Genomic DNA, 16,513 nt, shown 5'->3' on the forward strand with positions numbered 1-16,513 from the left:
TCGGGGACCTGGTGACGGTCGCGACCAGTGTGCGGCAGGCGGCGCATGAGCCGATCCGCGAGGCGGTGACCACGGGCCGGCTGCCGGTGCGTCGTGCCGCCCGGCTGGTGCGGTGCCTGCAGCAGGTCCGGTCGGTGACACCGGCCGAGACCTACACCGAGTACGTGGACACGTTGCTTTCCTTCGCTGCGGACCTGCGCCACCGGGACGCGGACCTGAAGCGAGCCACGGACCATCTGCTCGGCCTGGCGCTGTCCGAGGTGGAGCACGAGGCCCGGGCACAGGCCCAGCGTGACCTGCGGGGGGTGCACGAGTCGTCGTTGGCCGACGGCTCGCTGACCCGGTTCATCATCACCGCCGACGCCGAGGGGGCAGCCACCATCCGGGCGGTGATCACCAGTCCCTTGGCGGCGCCGTCACCGGACGGCGACGGTCCCGACCCCCGGTCAGCGACCCAACGCCGCTACGACGCCCTCGTCACGATGCTGGGTCGCGGCGTCGCCGCCCCGAAAGGCACGCCCGCCACCGCGAAGGCTCGCCTGCTGGTCACCGTCGACTACGACGTCCTCAAGGGTCGCCTCACCGGGGCCGGGCACGCGCACACGGGGCAGACCCTGTCTCCCGCCACGGTCCGCCGGCTCGCGTGCACCGCGGACATCATCCCCGCCGTGCTCGGACGCGACGGCGAGGTGCTCGAGCTGGGTCGCTCCGCCCGGCTCGCCACCCCCGCCCAACACCTGCTCCTATGGCGCCGCGACCGGCACTGCACCTACCCCGGGTGCACCGCCCCACCCCAGTACTGCGACGCCCACCACCTCACCTGGTGGTCCCGCGGCGGCCGCACCGACATCACCAACATGACCCTGCTCTGCGGGCGCCACCACACCCTGGTCCACCACCACGACCTCAACGCCACCATCGAGGCAGACGGCGTGCACTGGGAACGACCATGACCCCGCCCCGGGCCCGACCACGCCGGTCGGGCGCAACACCGTGCCATCGTGCTTGGACATACCGCCGACCGTTGGCCCCGCGGTGCTGGTTAGACGTTGGGGCGTTGCGGGGTCTCGATCCACACGGCGAACAGTGTCTCGAGGTCCTGGCCGGAGACCTCTTCGGCCAGCGCGATGAAGTCCGCGGTGCTGGCCGTGCCGCCGCCGTACCGCTCGACCCAGGTCTGGGCCAGTGCGAAGAAGGCGTCGTCGCCGATCTCGTTGCGCAGCGCGTGCAGAGTGGCGGCGCCGCGGTCGTAGACAGCGCCGGCGAACAGGTTCGTGGCTCCGGGGTCAGAGATCACCACGTCCCAGAACGGGTCGTCCGCAGGGGTGGCGAGTACCTCTTCGAAACTCTCCTGGGCCGTGGCTCGTCCTTGCTCCTCGTCCCACAGCCACGTCGAGTAGGTCGCCCAGCTCTCGTTGAGCCAGATCTCGTCCCACTCCTGCGGGCTCACGTGGTTGCCCATCCACTGGTGTCCGAGCTCGTGAGCAACCGTGCCCTCAACGGCGACCTCGCTGTAGAACGAGCGGGTCTGGGTCTCCAGCGCGTAGCCGGTCGAGTCGTCGTCGACGATGTTGCCGTAGGTGGTGAAGGGGTAGTCGCCGTAACGCTCGGTGAAGAAGGCCATCATCTCGGGCACCAGCGTGAGACTCTCCGAGGCCGAGGGAGCCAGGTCCTTGTCGACCGCGTCGATGATCGGGGTGCCGTCGTCGGCGTAGCTGGTGTTCAGCTCGAAGTTGCCCACCGTCGAGGTGACCAGGTAGGAGGCCATCGGGTCGGGTGCGTCCCAGCTCCAGGTGGTGCGGCCGTTCGAGACGGACTCGTCGACCAGCTCGCCGTTGGCCACGGCGACCAGGCCTTGAGGCACGGTGATCTCGAAGGTGTACGTGGCCTTGTCGGTGGGGTGGTCGTTGACGGGGTACCAGGTCGGAGATCCGTCGGGCTCGCTGACCACCATGGCGCCGTCCGCAGTGGTGACCCATCCGTAGAGGGCCCCCTCAACGTCGGTGGGACGGGTCGTGGCACCGCCGTACTCGATGACGACCTCAGTGGTGCGTCCCTCGCGGAGCTTGGGCCGTGGGGTGATCTCAAGCTCGGTGTTCTCGTGGGTGTAGCGGGCGCGCTTGCCGTTCACGGTGACGGACTCCACCTCGAGGTTGCGCAGGTCGAGGTGGAACGAGGCCAGGTCCTTGGTCGGCACCAGCGTGATCGTGGCCCGTCCGTCCAGCTGGCCGACGAGGTCGGCCCCCTCCGCCGGTGGCTCGTAGTCGAGGTCAAGGTCGTAGCTCTGCACGTCGATGCCGCCGTTGCCGGCGAGCGGGAAGTACGGATCCCCCACTCCCGGTTCGCCCTCGGCGAAGCGTGGGTTGCCGGGGTCGCCGGGCGCGGCCGACGAGGTGCCGGTCGCAGCGGCGAAGCAGAGCATCAACGAGGCACTGAGAGCGGCAGTGGCAGAGCGCTTCCGGTGGATGGGCATGAACCAGCGTAACGCGTGGGGGTCAGATGCCCATTGGGGTGGGTGGTTCCAGAGGGGTTGGCCGAAGAACTCACCTCCTCGTCACCGGTCAGGAGCGTGGGATGTCGCGGGCGCGGAACCCGACGAAGCCTGCGGCCAGCCCGGCACCGGTCAGGGCCAACAGCACCACGCCTCCGGTGACATCCATCCCGTCACTGACCACGTCGGTGCCCACGGCCTGGAACGGGGAGCCGTCGACGAGCCAGGTGGGAAGGTCGAAACCAGGCCCGAGATACGCCAGCACGGCCGCGGCGCCGAAGGCGAGCCACGCGAGCCCGCGCAGCCGTGGCGCCAGACCGACGAGTACGACCGTCAGGGCCAGGAAGACCACGGCCGCAGGCAGGAAGGCCAGCGCGCCGACCAGGATCTCGCCGACCCATTCCTGCTCGCCCGTGGAGGCCGCACTCGACCAGCCCAGCGCGAGCGCGCCCGCGCCACCGACCACGAGCATGCCCGCCGCGACGACGGCAACATGCACCCCGAGCCAGGCCCATCGAGAGCGGTGGCCCGAGAGCTGGGCCTCCATGCGTCCGGTGCCCTCCTCGGCGCGCAAGGAGCCGATGGCCATGACGGCGAACGCGGCCACGAGCATGGCCAGCATCATGACGAAGGTGGACATGACCTGAGCGAGGAAGTCGTCGGCCACTTCCGGGTTCGTTCCCATCATCTGGCCGATCGCGGGGTTGGCCTCGATCGCGTCGAGGACCTCGTTGGTCAGCGAGCCGTAGGTGGCCATCAGCGCGACGGCCCCGACCGTCCAGCCGACCACCGCACCGCGGTGTTCGTGCCAGGCCAGACCGACCGGGCTGCGCAAGAAGGCAGAGGCCTCGGGCTTGGAACCCCGAGGCTGGACCAGTGCGCTTCCCACGTCACGCCGCGTACTGAGCCAGAAGGCCGACGCCACCAGCACGGCACCCGTCATCAGGGCCAAGAGCAGTGGCCACGCCCGGGCTTCACCAAAGGGTCGGACCTCGTCCACCCAGCCCAGGGGTGACAGCCACAAGAGGGCGTTGTCACCCGTGGCGCCGAGACCGCGGAGCAGGTAGCTCACGACGGCCAGGCCCAGCCCCGCACCCCAGACCGCTCGGTTGTGCTCGAACACCTGCGCCGCCACCGCGGTGAGGCCCACGAAGACGAACCCGAGCCCGGTGACCCCTGCACCGTAGAGCACGGCCCCGCCGGCGTCCACGCCGGCGGCGATCATCGCGACGGCGCAGCCCAGGCCCGTGAGCGCCAAGGCGGCGCTCGCCACCAGCACCGCTGACAGGATCGGTGCGTGGCGTCCGATCCGGGCCGCGAGGAGCAGCTCGAGCCGGCCCGCCTCCTCGTCCTTGCGAGTGCCTCGAGCGGTGAGCGCGATGGCCATCAGCGGGATGCCGAAGCTGAGGATGAAGCCGAACTCGTTGGCGATCACCCCACCCAGCGAGCCCAGGCCGGCGACCTTGCCGTTGAGCATCAACATCGCGTCACCACCCACGCTCTCGGCGTACCCGCGCAGCTTGGTCGGGGTGTCGTAGAGCGCGGTGATGGAGGTCGTCGTCATCAGCATCATCGCCAGGAGCCCGACCACCCAGAGCGTGAGGCCCTTCCATCCCGTCCGGACGTTGATGCGGGCCATGGTGGGCAGGCCCTGCAGGCTCACCGTCGTCATGACAGGGCCCGGTGTTTGGGGGTCGAGGATCCGCCGGTGCCGCGTGCGGGGTGCCCCCCGGTGTCGGAGGGGCTGTCGGCCGGCGCGTCCTCGGAGTACGCCCGCAGGAAGAGGTCGTCCAGGCTGGGTGGGGTCACGGTCAGCGTATGGATGCCGGCGTCGTGCAGCCGGCCCACCAGGGGACCGACCGCGTCGGGCTCGGCGGAGGCATGGACGTCGTGTCGGCTTGCCAAAACATCGGACTCGGGGCCGGGTCCCGTGGCCTCCACCGGGTGGACCTCGACGTGGGTGACGCCGCGAAGCCTGGTCAGCCCGTCTGGAGCATGGTCGGTGACGGCCCGCACGGCGCTCTGCATGTGCCGGCGCAGGTCGGTGAGCGTGCCCGAGGTCACGGTGCGTCCGGCCCGGATGATCGAGACCCGGTCTGCGAGCGCCTCGACCTCGCCCATGATGTGGCTCGAGAGCAGGATCGTCGCTCCTGCCGCCCGGCGTTCGCGCACCACCTGCTGGAACACTTCCTCCATCAGCGGGTCCAGCCCGGCGGTCGGCTCGTCGAGGATCAGCAGGTCGACGTCTGCGGCGAGCGCGGCCACGAGAGAGACCTTCTGCCGGTTGCCCTTCGAGTAGTCCCGGGCCCGTTTGGTGGGATCGAGGTCGAAGCGGTCGATGAGGTCGTCGCGGCGGGGCCGGTCGATCTGCCCGTGCGCCCGCGCCAGGACGTCGATGCACTGTCCACCGGTCAACGAGGGCCACAGCGTGACGTCGCCGGGGACGTAGGCGAGTCGTTCGTGCAGGCGGACGGCGTGACGCCACGGGTCCTCACCGAAGAGCGTGACATGTCCATGGTCGGCCCGCATCAGACCCAACAGGATGCGGATGGTCGTCGACTTGCCCGAGCCGTTGGGGCCGAGGAAACCGTGGACCTCGCCCTCGTCGACCGCCAGGTCCAGACCGTCGAGGGCGCGCGTGGCACCGAAGGTCTTGACCAGACCCGTCGTCTCGATGAGGTGCGTGGTCATGACGTGCCTTTCTCTCAGGGGGTGAACATCGGGCTGTATACGCGGACGCTCTCGGCGGTCCACCTGCGCAGGCCTTCGGCGGTCATCAGGTCGGTGCCGACGAGACCGGACATGTGGTCCCGCAGCAGCAGCGCGCCGAGGTCGGCGGTGAGCATGAACGCCGCCCGCAGGGGGATGTCGGGGCCGGGATCGATGATCCCGAGCCGCTGCCACTCGGTGAGCACGGCCACGGTGAGGTCGTACCAGTGCTTGACGACCGCATGGGAGACGTCATCGTTGGCCAAGAGGAGGCGGCGCAGGTACGGCAGGACCGGTGAATCCGAGGGGAAAGCGGCGGCCATCGTGGCCGTCAACGAGTCGGCAGCCGTGACGTCACCGGCGACGAGCGCCTGCACATCGGTGGGTGACTGGCTCATCGTGACCTGGTCGATCAGCGCGACCACATGGTCACTCACCGCCTGACGCAGGCCTTCCTTGCTTCCGAAGTGATGCAGGATCAGGGCGGGGGACACCTCGGCGGCCGCAGCGATCTGGCGGACGCTGACCGCGTCTGCCCCTCGCTCGGCGAACAGCGCCAGGGCCGCGTCGCGGATCGCCGCCTTGCCGGTCAGATCAGAGACCACTGAACGCATGTACAGCATACTAAACGATCGTTCACCAGGGCTCAAGCCGCCCGGGGCTCGGCGAGTTTGCCTGGTGAGGTTGGCATCGCGGCGATATGGTCGGTTCATGCGCATTGGCGAGGTGCTGCGGAGGAAGGGGAGCGACGTCACGACGTTGCGTCCCGAGGCGTCCGTGAGCGAGCTGGTGACCCTGCTCGCGCGGGAGGGGATCGGCTCGGTCGTCGTCAGTGACGACGAGCACCCCGTGGCGGGCATCGTGAGTGAGCGCGACATCGTGCGGGGGCTGCACGACCACGGCGCGCGTGTCCTCGACGAACCGGTCAGTGTCATCATGACGTCCGAGGTCCACACCTGCGGGCCGCACGACGACCTGGAGACCCTGGCCGGCACCATGACCGAGCACCGCATCCGGCATCTTCCGGTCGTCAGCGACGGGCAGCTGCGCGGGATCGTCAGCATCGGTGACATCGTCAAGGGCCGCATCGCCGAGCTGCAGAGCGAGCGGGACCAGCTCTTCGGCTACATCCAGCAGTAGGTCGGCCTGCGGGCCTCTGACGACTCCGCGAGGGTCGGCGGGTTTTCGCCCCGTCAGCGCTCGGTCGTCGCGGCGTCGCCGGTGCTGGCGCGGCGCAGGGCGTCGAAGACCGCCACCGCACGCCGCAGAGCCTGGTCGGCGGCGGGGACCAGCCCGGTGTGGTCCACCCAGCCGTGGATGAGCCCTGGACCCGGCAGGTGCGTGGCCGCGATGCCGAGGCCGAGGAGTCGGCCGGCGTAGTCACGGCCTTCGTCGTGCAGCGGGTCGAGCTCGGCGGTGGCCACGACGACCGGCGCCACCTCTGACAGCATCTCGTCCGGGGCCAGCGCGGGCGCGATGTGCCAGTCCAGCGGCGCTTCGGCCCGATAGCTGGTCCAGTAGAACTCCATGAGCTCCCGCTCCAGCAGGTAGCCGCGCGCGTAGCGGCGGTGCGAGTCCGTGTCCATTCGCGGGTCGAGCGCCGGGTAGAGCAGCAGCTGTCCGTCACACTGGTGTCGCGCGGCGGCGCAGTCGATCGCGACCGCCGCCGCGAGGTTTCCGCCCGAGCTGTCACCGGCGACGCCGAGCCACGAGGGCCGTCGCTGCTGTGCCACCGCGCGGACGGCGGCACGGGCATCCTCGAAGGCGGCGGGGAAAGGATGCTCCGGCGCCTTGCGGTAGTCCACGGCGATGACCGTGAGGTCCATCTGCGTCGCGAGGGACCGTGCGGTGGCGTCCCCGGTCTCCAGATCACCGATGACCCAGCCGCCGCCGGGGAAGAAGACCAGCGTCGGGCCTGTCGGGGTCGAGGTGGCGGGGGAGTAGACCCGCACCGGGACCTCGCCGTCGTCGGTCGCCACGATGTCGTCCACGATGTCGCCGGCGAAGGCCGGTGGGGGTGGCGGGTGCAGCAGCTGCTCGTGCACCTGGCGGAAGGAGAGCCGGCGCTCGGTGGGGCTCACGTCGGCCGGTGGCACCGGGAACATCCGAGCCAGAGTCTCCATGAACTGGCCCACGTCCGGGTCGAGCGCACCCATGGTCCCCCCTCGGTCGTCAGCACGCGGCGCGGTGTGGTGTCGGGAGAGCCTAGTGGTTGCGGAGGGCCGCTGGCCTCGGACGGGGTGTTCGGGGCCGCGACTTCAGGTGTGGCGGGCCCGCTCGACGGTGCGCAGGGCGAGCTCCAGGGCGGGATCAACGACGTCGGCGCCGCCGGGCGGCCTCTCGAGCAGGGTGGAGATCTCGGTGCATCCGGCCACAGCGGTGCTCGCCCCGCGGCTGTCGATCTCGGCCAGAAGGTCGGCCATGGCCGTCAGCGTGGCGGTGTCGACGCGGCCCGTCTTCACCGCGTGGACGAGCCTCATCAACGACGCTTGGCGCTCCGGCGACGGGAGGACCCACTCCACTCCCGCCGCGTCCAGGCCCCTCTGGAAGATGCCCGAGGCCAGCGCTCCGTCTGTAGCCAGCAGCCCGACCCGGTGGAGTCCGCGCCTCCGCACGGCTTCGACGGTGGTGTCGATGATGTCGATGAACTCCACCGGCTGTCCGGCCATCACCGGGCGCACGTGCGCGTGGACCGTGTTGCAGGGGACCACCACGATCTCGGCGCCGGCGTCGATGAGGCGGCGCACGCCCTCCTCGAGCCACGGGGTGGGGTCGGTGCCACCCGCCAGCAGTGCCTCCTGCCGGTTCGGCACCGAGGGGTCGCCCCAGATCACGACCCGCAGATGGTCCTGGTCCTGCTCGGCCGGCGTGTGCCGCACCAGCTTGGCGTAGAAGTCCACGGTGGCCGCGGGCCCCATCCCGCCGAGGATGCCGACGAGCCGTGACGGGCTGAGCCGATGTCGCTCAGCCACCGGCGGAGGCCAGGACCGAGTCCGGGTAGGCGTACAGCGCCGGCGATCCTCCGGTGTGGATGAGCAGCACAGTGCTGCCCGGCGCGAACCGGCCTTGGCGTACCAGGCCGACCAGTCCGGCGGCGGTCTTGCCGGTGTAGACCGGGTCCAGCAGGATGCCCTCGAGCCGCGCGAAGAGCTGGATCGCGGCGGTCATCTCTTCGGTCGGCAGCGAGTAGCCCGGCCCGACGTAGCCGTCTTCCACCGTGAACGCCTCTCGGGGGACTTCGCGTCCGTCGTCGGCGAGCAGCTGTGCGGTCTCGTTGGCCAGTGCGTGCAGCTTGGCCTCCTGGGGCGCGCGCTCGGCCCGCACACTGATGCCGGTGACCGGGATGCCGCTCTGGTTGCCGTGGAAGCCGGCGACCAGCCCGGCGTGCGTCCCCCCTGATCCGCTGGAGCACACGACATGGTCGATGGGCAGCGACATCTCGAAGGACTGGGCGAGGATCTCCTCGGCGCACGCGACGTAGCCGAGCGCTCCCAGGGCGTTCGACCCACCTCCGGGGATGATGTAGGGCCTGCCGCCGTCGCGACGCACCTGCTCCGCGATCTCCTCCATCCCGGCTTGCAGGTCGGACCCGCCGGGCACCACCTGGATCGACTCGGCTCCGAGCAGACGGAACAGCAGGTTGTTGCCGCTGCCGTCCTCCGCGTAGGAGCCCGCCACCCGCTCCTCGAGCAGCAGGTGGCATCGCAAGCCTTCCTTGACCGCGGCCGAGAGGGTGAGCCGGCAGTGGTTGGACTGGACCGCCCCGGTCGTGATGATGGTGTCGGCCCCTTGCGCCAAGGCGTCGGCCATGAGGAACTCGAGCTTGCGGGTCTTGTTGCCTCCGGCGCTCAGGCCGAGGAGGTCGTCGCGCTTGATGTAGATGTCGGGCCCGCCCAGATGCTCGCTCAGCCGGGGGAGGTGCTCGATGGGGGTGCGACCGACGGTGTAGCGGCGGCGTGGGATACGCGCCAGGTGCATGGGTGCCTTCTTTCTCGGGGCGGGAGGTCTGATGGTGGGGAGGGAGGAACGCGCTACCGGGGCGCGGTGTCGAGGGCCTCGTCGGGGAAGTACTTCGCCAGCCGGACGTCGCCGGCCAGGGCATGCCCTTCCATCCCTTCCGTACGCGAGATACGGGCGGCCACCCGGCCGATCTGCGCGTTGGCCTCGCGGGTCATCCGCTGGTAGGTGACCGTCTTGATGAACTTGCCGACCCACAGTCCGCCGGTGTACCTCGCCGCGCCACGCGTGGGCAGGATGTGGTTCGGCCCGGAGGTCTTGTCCCCGTAGGTCACCGTGGTCTCCTCACCCAGGAACAGCGAGCCGTAGTTCCGCAGCCGGCCGAGCCACCACTCGAGGTCCTCGGCGTGCACCTCGACATGCTCGTTGGCGTACTCGTCGGCCAGTGCGGCCGCCTCCTCGCGGGTGTCGGCGACGATGATCTCCCCCAACGCCTCCCATGCCGCGGCGGCGACCGACCCCGGCGGGAGCAGCCCGACCGCGCGAGGGACCAGCCCGAGCGTCTCCTCGGCGACGCGGCGGGAGGTGGTGATGAGGATGGTGGCCGAGTCGCGCCCGTGCTCGGCCTGGCTGACCAGGTCCATCGCGACGAGCCAGGGGTCCGCCGTGTCGTCGGCCAGCACCAGCGCCTCGGTCGGACCGGCCACGACATCGATGCCGACCCGCCCGAACAGCAGGCGTTTGGCTTCGGCGACGAACTGGTTGCCCGGCCCGGCCAGCACGGCGGCTCGGTGGCCGGTGAAATGACCGAACGCCATCGCAGCCACGGCCTGGACCCCGCCCAGGCACATGATCGAGTCGGCCCCCGCGATGGCCATGCCGGTCAACGTCGCCGGGTGGATGCCTTCGCCCCCTCGGGGCGGCGAGCAGGCGGTGACGTGGGGGACCCCTGCGGCCTTGGCCGTGGCGATGCTCATCGCGGCGGAGGCCACGTGCGCGTAGCGCCCACCGGGGACGTAGCACCCGGCCGCCTCGACGGGGATGTGGCGCTGCCCGGTGACCAGCCCCGGATGGAGCTCGATCTCGAAGTCGCCGAGGCTCTCGCGCTGACGGTCGGCGAACGCGCGGACCTGCCGGTGCGCGAAGTGGAGGTCGTCCAGAAGAGTCGTGGGCAAGGAGCGGCGTGCGGCATCGACTTCCTCGGGCCCGATCACGAAGCTCTCCGGATCCCATGCGTCGAGCTCACGGGAGTAGGCGCGGGTCGCGCTCTCTCCCTCGGTCTCGAGGCGCTCCAGCATCCGGGCCACGGTGGCGGTGGTCGCCGAGATGTCCACCCGCTCGGTGCCGTGGGCGCGTTTGAGATAGGTGACGGGCATGGGCCTGGATCTCCTGTCGTTGCGGTGGTGTCGAGGTCGGGGCGCTCACCCGGTGCGGGTCGCCTGCTGGATCGCGAAGCGGATGATCTCGACGGCGAGGACGCAGTCCGCCGGCTCCATGGAGGGTGGTACCCGCAGGTCGCACAGGCGGGCGAGCAGCGCGTCGGTGCGCGGCACGGCCTGGTCGGCCCCGAGGTACTCCCACTGCGCGGGGCGACTGGTGAAGCCGCGCATGAGCGGCTCGCCGTACCACTTGAGGGGCAGGCCGTAGCGCTCCACGGTCTGCATCACCGACGAGATCTGCTCCCGGGTCAGGCCGGTGAGCGAGAACTGGAACGAGCTGCCGACGTAGTCCTCCTGCTCGGGGCGCTGGACGAGGCGCACGTGGGGAACGCCCTGCAACAGGGCCTCGAGCCGGCGGTAGGAGCGGTTCATCCGTTCCACCCGGTCGGGCAACAGGTCCAGCTGGGGCAGGATCAGCGCCGCCGCCAGCGCCGTCATGCGCATGCTGTAGTTGGCCACCTGCCCGCGCAGTGGTTCGAACGCCTCCAGGGGTGGTCTGGCTCGATGCTGGGCGTAGAGCATGTAGCTGCCGGAGTGCAGGATGGTGCGCGCGGCCACCTCGTCGTCGTCGGTGACGACCAGTCCGCCTTCGCCTGAGTTGAGGTGCTTGAAGGTCTGGGCGCTGAAGCATGCCGCGCGGCCGAAGGTGCCGGTGTGGCGGCCTGACCACCGCGCTCCGAGCGTGTGGGCACAGTCCTCGATCAGGTCGATCCCGAGTTCGTCGCAGAGTCGGACGACCGCGTCCATATCGGCGACGTGCCCCCGCATGTGCGACAGCACCAGGGTCCGGGCGCCGGAGGACTCTGCCTTGCGGCGCAGGTCCTCGAGGTCGATGGTGAGGTCCTCGGTGATCTCCACCAGCACCGGCTGGGCGGCGGCGTGGTCGATGGCCCCGGGCACCGGGGCCAGGGTGTAGCCGTTGAGCAGCACCCGGTCGCCGGGGCGGACCCCACAGGCGCGCAGGGCGAGGAAGAGTGCGCCTCCGCCGGAGCTGACGCCGACGGCGTAGCGCCGGTCGAGCAGCTCGGCGAAACGGACCTCCAGCTGGGCCGCGTCGTCGTCCACGTCGGTGAACTCGCCGTAGCGGAACAGCCGGCCGGTACGCATCAGTGCGGTGGCCCGCACGATGGCGCTTTCGGGGATGGGGTCCGGCCGGGTGAGGTCGACGTCGAACCGTACCGGTTCGCCCGCTTGGCCCGAGGGGCCCTCGGTCGAAGGATGCGGGTCAGTCGGCGAGAGGGCGGACACGTGACCTCCTCTCGTCGGCGTGCGCGCGGGCCGGTGCCTCCGAGCCATCGTGAGTCGCCAGGGCGGAGGCGTACGGCCCGGCGGACAGGAAAGAAGTGAACTCACTGCGGGCCCGCTCGTCCACGGTGCCCTCGCGGGCAACGACCTCGAGGGCGTGGCGAGCGGAAGACTCCAGATGGCGCCAGGTGGACTCGGCGGCTGCCTGCGGGCGGCCGGCGCGGATGGCCTCCAGCGTCTCGCGGTGATGGTCGTGCCACAGGGGCGGCAGGTCATGGTCGGCCCAGGCGTGGCGTCGGGTCGCGCGCAGCGCGGGGGAGGCCAGCACGTCCAGAAGGCGCAGGACCGGCTCGACCATGAACGAGTTGCGGCAGGCCTGCGCCAACGCGCGGTGCACGCTCAGGTCGGTCTCGCCATGCAGGGCCGGCTCGTGTGCCACCAGCTCCATCGCCTCGATGAGCTTCTCGGCCTCGGCGAGTCGGTCCAGGTCGGGGTCCCGGGCGGCCAGGGCTGCCACTTGCGGTTCGCTGAGAAGGCGAGCCTCGAAGAAGCGCAGCACCTCGCGGGGGCCGATCTCGTCGGACTTCCTCGGCCCGTCGACCTGGGGACGCTGGCTGACCACGCGGCTGCCGGAACCGCGGACCGAGTCGACGTAGCCGACGAACTGCAACGCACCGAGCGCCTCGCGCACTGAGGGCCGGCTGACCCCGAACTGACGCGCGAGCTCGGTCTCGGACGGGAGTCGCATGCCGACCGGGAACTCGCCGGACTGGATGCGCTCGACCACGTGCTCAGCGATGCGCACCGACATCGGACGCGCGCGTTCCAACGACTCGAACACGGCCATCTCGTCACCTCCTGTCGCGGATCAGCCAAGTTGCCTGACAGGTTAGCAGCCACCAGGCGACCCTCAGGTCGACACCAGCACGCCGGTGAGCGCGGTGAGGGCCACGATGAGGGTCGAGACGAGCGCCAGGGCCAGCGGACGCGGGCCGACCTTGCGCAAGGCCGACCGGCGCACCGAGCAGCCCAGGGCGAACATGGCCGCGCTGAGCAGCACGGTCTGGGCAGTCTGCGCGGCGTCGATGACCGGCTGGCCGAGCACCCCTGTGGTGCGCAGCGCGACCATCCCGAGGAACCCGAGAACGAACAGGGGCACCAGCGGAGGGTGGGAGGTGGCGCCGCGGGCCCGGGTCGTGCGGCGCTGCCGCCACCCCAGCACGACGAGCACCGGAGCCAGCATGAGCACGCGGGCCAGCTTGACCACGACGGCCGCCGCCAGTGCCGAACCGCCCAGCGCACCACCGACCGCCACGACCTGGGCGACCTCGTGAATCGACCCGCCCGCCCACAACCCGGCCTGCTCGGTGCTGAGGCCGAGCACGGTGGCGGCCAGGGGGACGGCTGCGATCATCGCGGTCCCGAACACCACCACCAGGGCGATGGCGCTGGCGACATCCTCCTCGTCGCTGTCGACGACCCCGTCCGCAGCCGCCACCGCTGCGGCGCCACAGATGGAGAACCCGCAGGCGATGAGCAACCGTTGCCCAGCAGGCACGCCGAGCGCGCGGCCGGCGGCGCAGGTGCCGACGATGCCGAGCGCCACCACGGCCACGACGGTCAGGCAGAGACCGACGCCGAGGCTGACGATGTCGGACAGGACGAGCTGCAGCCCCAGGAGCGCCACGCCCAGCCGCAGGAGCCGCTTGGACGCGAAGGCAAGGCCGGGTTGTGCGACGGCGGGGAGCCCGACCGTGTTGGTGAGCAGCACGCCCAGCAGCACGGCCACGAGCAGCGGGCTCACGGTGGGCACCAGATGGTGCAGCACGAGGGTCAGGCCTACGGCCGCGGCGCACCACGCCAGGCCCGGGAGGGCTCGGCCGACAGCCCCCGAACCCCGGACAGGGGCCGCGAGGCGCGACGCAGAGCGCTTCGCGGAGGCAGGTGAGGACGGCGGCATGCCTCCACCCTCCGCTTCGGCCGAGCCAGCCGGTAGAGCAGGTTCGTGCATCACCCCATACCATTGTGATATGAGTGCCCACCCGTGGCCGGACCTGTCTGCCCTCGAGCTCATCGTCAGCATCTCGGAGCAGGGGAGCCTGGGTGCGGGTGCGCGTGCGGTGGGCATGGCGCAGCCGAACGCGAGCCGGCTGGTGGCCCGCATGGAGCGGGAGATGGGAGTGGCCCTGCTGCAACGCTCACCGCGCGGGTCGACTCTGACGCCGCGGGGAGCCGTGATCGTCGACTGGGCCCGGGCCGTCCTCACCGCCGCTGACGACATGCTGGTCGGAGTGGAGGCCCTGCGCCACGACGGTCCGGCGCCGCTGAGCGTGGCCGCCAGCATGACCATCGCGGAGCATCTGCTGCCCGCCTGGCTCGCCGAGCTGAAGGTCCGGCACCCGGACACCGCGGTGGCGCTCGACGTGGTGAACTCCGCGCAGGTGATCGAGGGCGTGCGGGCCGGTTGCTATCGGGTGGGTTTCATCGAGTCCTCCGAGCCGCCGCGGGACCTGCACCGCGCCCAGGTGGCCACCGACCATCTCGCGGTGGTGGTCTCGGCAACCCATCCCTGGTCCCGTCGGGTCGACCCGCTCACCGCGCAACAGCTCGCCGAGAGCCCGTTGGTGCTTCGCGAGCCTGGGTCAGGGACCCGGGCAGCCTGGGAGTCAGCCCTCGAGGCGGCGACCGGGACCTCGCGCGGCGCCCCCGCCGCGCTGTCCTTGAGCAGCAACGCCGCGGTCAGCACCGCAGTCCGGGCCGGCGCCGGCCCGGGCGTCCTGAGCCGCTACGCCGTCGCCGGGTCGGTAGAGCGCGGAGACCTGTGTGAGGTCCCGACGGTCGGGCTCGACCTCGAGCGGCGGCTGCACGCGCTGTGGAACGGCCCGCGGCGCCTGGACGGAAGCGCCGGCGACCTGGTCGCGCTGGCCCGGCGCGCCAAGCCGACCTAGGGACGCACCAGCCGCGACCCTCGGCGCAGCGGGCCGGGCATACGCTCCATCCGGCGCACGGCGGGCTCGACGTCGTCGCACGGGCTGCCTGTCGCCGCCGGGTCCAGACACTCCTTGATGCCGGCCACGGCGGCGTCGGTGAGCTGCTCGTGCACCCGTTGGGCCCGCGCGAGGAAGTCGTCGAAGTTCAGCTCGTGGTTCCGCCAGGGGCGGTCCGCTCCGGGGATGTCGTCGTGGGTGTTGATCGCCGCGAGCACCTGCTTGAACGTCAGCCCGGTGCGCAGGGCCCGGCAGGCGAAGTCGGGCTGGCCGCTGTCACGGGCGAACTGGCCGGGGGCGTCGAAGTCGAGGGTGTCGACGGTGTCCCAGGTGAGCAGGGTGAACAGGCTGCGCCAGCCGCGTTCGGTGTAGTCCACGTTGTCCAGGCTCCGCTCCGAGGGGCCCAGTGCCGCCCGCAGATGAGCGCGCGAGTAGGGGCGGCCCGGCGTGCTGTCGGAGTTGTCCTCGAGGAACGTCGTCAGGGCGTGGCCAGAGATGCGGCGCAGGATCTCGTAGGGCGCCCAGTCGGCGAACGCCTCGTGGAAGGGCACGAACGTCGTGTTCTCCCGCACCGCGTGCGTGGTGCCGTGCTTGGCGAGCTGCCAGGCCATGGCGTCCTCACCCTTGGTGCGGTCGTACGCCCACTGGTGCATCAGCTCGTGGATGATCGTGCGCGCGTGGAACTCACCGGACTTGATGTAGACGGTCCCGTTCACCGGGTTGGAGTACGAGGCGCTCGCGGCGGCACCGTTGCCGATCCCCATCGGGAACTTCATCACCTGCTTGCGGTCGAGGCCGAAGGCCGGCCCCATCCGGTCGAGGTCGTCCAGGACGAGCCCGACCAGTACCCACAGGTCGGCCAGCCGGCGCACCCGCATGGGCTCGGCGCGCAGGGTGCCCAGGTCGTGCGTCCCTGCCTTGCGGCCGTTGGGAGTGGAGTCCTTGTCGTCATGGACGACGAACCAGTCCTTGTCGGTGAGGTCGAAGCTCACGTCGATCGGGAAGCCGTCGCCGCCGAAGGACAGGCTGGTCTCGTCGCCCTCCTTGAGCCGGAGTCGGTCGTCGTCGAAGAGGATCTTGACGCGGAACTGGCGGCGGTCGCTGCCCTTGGTCTTGGTGACCGAGAACTCCCCGTCGCTGTTCGTCGTCACCTGTCCCCACGACGCCCAGGTGCCCCACCCGAACGGGATCTTCGAGCGTGCCTGCACCTTGACGGTGATCCCTTCCAGCGGTGACTCGTTCCCCTTGATCGTCTGCAGCTCGGGCAGCGTGTGCCGTACCTCCACACGACCCTTGACCTTCCACGTCTGCTTGGCCATGACCTCTCCTCGTCTTCTGGTGCGACGCCGCGTGCGCCGCGGTGCAGTCCAGGAGCGCCCCGTCTGGCGCCTGATACGTCACCCGGCGGACTCACGCAGGCCAGTCACAGGTGAGCCTGGCAGTCTCGTGAGTGATGGTCTTGTCAGTGATGCCTACGGCACCGAGCAGCAGGAGGCGGCGGCGCTGCGTCGTCGCGGTGGCGCTCACTGCTGCTCTGGGGCTGTCGGGGTGCGGGCAGAGCTGGGAGGACGAAGTTGCGGCCGCCCCGGTGACCGACCTGCTCGACGAGCAGCAGATCAGCGCCGACTCGCAGGACTCGGCGGGGCACCGGCTCGCCGTGCTGCTCACTTCGGCGCACCGGGAGC

General features: G+C 70.8%; 16 protein-coding genes. 4 read left to right on the forward strand and 12 right to left on the reverse strand.

Annotated features, from left to right (window positions below; all coding sequences use genetic code 11):
* The coding region (locus tag VJ976_RS10430; protein WP_324100157.1) for an HNH endonuclease signature motif containing protein at nt 1-953 on the forward strand (953 nt) is incomplete at its 5' end.
* An 89-nt stretch (nt 954-1,042) separates the two neighbouring features.
* On the opposite strand, the gene VJ976_RS10435 is transcribed toward VJ976_RS10430, so the two are convergent.
* The 4 genes from VJ976_RS10435 to VJ976_RS10450 form a co-directional block, all read right to left on the reverse strand.
* Complete coding sequence (locus tag VJ976_RS10435) at nt 1,043-2,473, reverse strand: M1 family metallopeptidase (RefSeq protein ID WP_324100158.1); 1,431 nt, start codon at nt 2,471-2,473, stop codon at nt 1,043-1,045.
* An 88-nt stretch (nt 2,474-2,561) separates the two neighbouring features.
* Entirely contained in the window at nt 2,562-4,154 is a 1,593-nt protein-coding gene (locus tag VJ976_RS10440; RefSeq protein ID WP_324100159.1) for a hypothetical protein, read from the reverse strand.
* 5 nt (nt 4,155-4,159) lie between these two features.
* Nucleotides 4,160-5,182, reverse strand: coding sequence for an ABC transporter ATP-binding protein (locus tag VJ976_RS10445; RefSeq protein ID WP_324100160.1), 1,023 nt, complete (start codon nt 5,180-5,182; stop codon nt 4,160-4,162).
* Between the two features lie 14 nt (nt 5,183-5,196).
* Nucleotides 5,197-5,814, reverse strand: coding sequence for a TetR/AcrR family transcriptional regulator (locus VJ976_RS10450; protein WP_324100161.1), 618 nt, complete (start codon nt 5,812-5,814; stop codon nt 5,197-5,199).
* A gap of 97 nt (nt 5,815-5,911) precedes the next feature.
* Here VJ976_RS10450 and VJ976_RS10455 point away from each other — a divergent pair, with 97 nt between their 5' ends.
* Nucleotides 5,912-6,340 carry a CBS domain-containing protein gene (locus VJ976_RS10455; protein ID WP_324100162.1) on the forward strand — a complete coding sequence of 143 codons (429 nt, stop codon included), beginning with the start codon at nt 5,912-5,914 and terminating at the stop codon, nt 6,338-6,340.
* A 53-nt stretch (nt 6,341-6,393) separates the two neighbouring features.
* Here the strand turns inward: VJ976_RS10455 and VJ976_RS10460 are convergent, their stop codons facing one another.
* From VJ976_RS10460 to VJ976_RS10490, 7 genes are all read right to left on the reverse strand, one after another.
* Nucleotides 6,394-7,356 (reverse strand): alpha/beta hydrolase, encoded by a 963-nt coding sequence (locus tag VJ976_RS10460; protein ID WP_324100163.1) that lies wholly within the window; start codon nt 7,354-7,356, stop codon nt 6,394-6,396.
* A 102-nt stretch (nt 7,357-7,458) separates the two neighbouring features.
* Entirely contained in the window at nt 7,459-8,172 is a 714-nt protein-coding gene (locus tag VJ976_RS10465) for an aspartate/glutamate racemase family protein (RefSeq protein ID WP_324100164.1), read from the reverse strand.
* Nucleotides 8,165-9,178, reverse strand: a complete 1,014-nt coding sequence (locus VJ976_RS10470; RefSeq protein ID WP_324100165.1) for a D-cysteine desulfhydrase — start codon at nt 9,176-9,178, stop codon at nt 8,165-8,167. Before VJ976_RS10470 ends, VJ976_RS10465 begins: the two co-directional genes overlap by 8 nt.
* Before the next feature lie 53 nt (nt 9,179-9,231).
* Nucleotides 9,232-10,533 (reverse strand): histidinol dehydrogenase, encoded by a 1,302-nt coding sequence (gene hisD, locus VJ976_RS10475; protein WP_324100166.1) that lies wholly within the window; start codon nt 10,531-10,533, stop codon nt 9,232-9,234.
* A gap of 45 nt (nt 10,534-10,578) precedes the next feature.
* A complete protein-coding gene (locus VJ976_RS10480; protein ID WP_324100167.1) occupies nt 10,579-11,844 on the reverse strand; it encodes a DegT/DnrJ/EryC1/StrS family aminotransferase in 1,266 nt (421 codons plus the stop codon).
* Nucleotides 11,822-12,688, reverse strand: coding sequence for a FadR/GntR family transcriptional regulator (locus VJ976_RS10485; protein WP_324100168.1), 867 nt, complete (start codon nt 12,686-12,688; stop codon nt 11,822-11,824). The genes VJ976_RS10480 and VJ976_RS10485 overlap by 23 nt, the downstream gene beginning before the upstream one ends.
* A 63-nt stretch (nt 12,689-12,751) precedes the next feature.
* Entirely contained in the window at nt 12,752-13,801 is a 1,050-nt protein-coding gene (locus VJ976_RS10490; RefSeq protein ID WP_324100169.1) for a YeiH family protein, read from the reverse strand.
* Between the two features lie 70 nt (nt 13,802-13,871).
* On the opposite strand from VJ976_RS10490, the gene VJ976_RS10495 reads away from it, so the two are divergent.
* On the forward strand, nt 13,872-14,789 hold the full coding sequence (locus tag VJ976_RS10495) for a LysR family transcriptional regulator (protein ID WP_324100170.1): 918 nt from the start codon (nt 13,872-13,874) through the stop codon (nt 14,787-14,789).
* On the opposite strand, the gene VJ976_RS10500 is transcribed toward VJ976_RS10495, so the two are convergent.
* On the reverse strand, nt 14,786-16,147 hold the full coding sequence (locus VJ976_RS10500; RefSeq protein WP_324100171.1) for a hypothetical protein: 1,362 nt from the start codon (nt 16,145-16,147) through the stop codon (nt 14,786-14,788). The genes VJ976_RS10495 and VJ976_RS10500 overlap by 4 nt on opposite strands.
* 149 nt (nt 16,148-16,296) lie before the next feature.
* Here VJ976_RS10500 and VJ976_RS10505 point away from each other — a divergent pair.
* Nucleotides 16,297-16,513: hypothetical protein (locus VJ976_RS10505; RefSeq protein ID WP_324100172.1), on the forward strand; the 217-nt coding region annotated here is incomplete at its 3' end.

The sequence above is a fragment of the Ornithinimicrobium sp. genome (genome assembly GCF_035267225.1).
Taxonomy (GTDB): domain Bacteria; phylum Actinomycetota; class Actinomycetes; order Actinomycetales; family Dermatophilaceae; genus Ornithinicoccus.

What these genes read in the sequence shown, in the direction of transcription:
- VJ976_RS10435 (WP_324100158.1), bottom strand. Translation starts at nt 2,473, where the DNA reads ATGCCCATCCACCGGAAGCGCTCTGCCACTGCCGCTCTCAGTGCCTCG.
- VJ976_RS10445 (WP_324100160.1), bottom strand. Translation starts at nt 5,182, where the DNA reads ATGACCACGCACCTCATCGAGACGACGGGTCTGGTCAAGACCTTCGGT.
- VJ976_RS10450 (WP_324100161.1), bottom strand. Translation starts at nt 5,814, where the DNA reads ATGCGTTCAGTGGTCTCTGATCTGACCGGCAAGGCGGCGATCCGCGAC.
- VJ976_RS10455 (WP_324100162.1), top strand. Translation starts at nt 5,912, where the DNA reads ATGCGCATTGGCGAGGTGCTGCGGAGGAAGGGGAGCGACGTCACGACG.
- VJ976_RS10460 (WP_324100163.1), bottom strand. Translation starts at nt 7,356, where the DNA reads ATGGGTGCGCTCGACCCGGACGTGGGCCAGTTCATGGAGACTCTGGCT.
- VJ976_RS10470 (WP_324100165.1), bottom strand. Translation starts at nt 9,178, where the DNA reads ATGCACCTGGCGCGTATCCCACGCCGCCGCTACACCGTCGGTCGCACC.
- hisD (WP_324100166.1), bottom strand. Translation starts at nt 10,533, where the DNA reads ATGCCCGTCACCTATCTCAAACGCGCCCACGGCACCGAGCGGGTGGAC.
- VJ976_RS10485 (WP_324100168.1), bottom strand. Translation starts at nt 12,688, where the DNA reads ATGGCCGTGTTCGAGTCGTTGGAACGCGCGCGTCCGATGTCGGTGCGC.
- VJ976_RS10490 (WP_324100169.1), bottom strand. Translation starts at nt 13,801, where the DNA reads ATGCCGCCGTCCTCACCTGCCTCCGCGAAGCGCTCTGCGTCGCGCCTC.
- VJ976_RS10495 (WP_324100170.1), top strand. Translation starts at nt 13,872, where the DNA reads ATGAGTGCCCACCCGTGGCCGGACCTGTCTGCCCTCGAGCTCATCGTC.
- VJ976_RS10500 (WP_324100171.1), bottom strand. Translation starts at nt 16,147, where the DNA reads ATGGCCAAGCAGACGTGGAAGGTCAAGGGTCGTGTGGAGGTACGGCAC.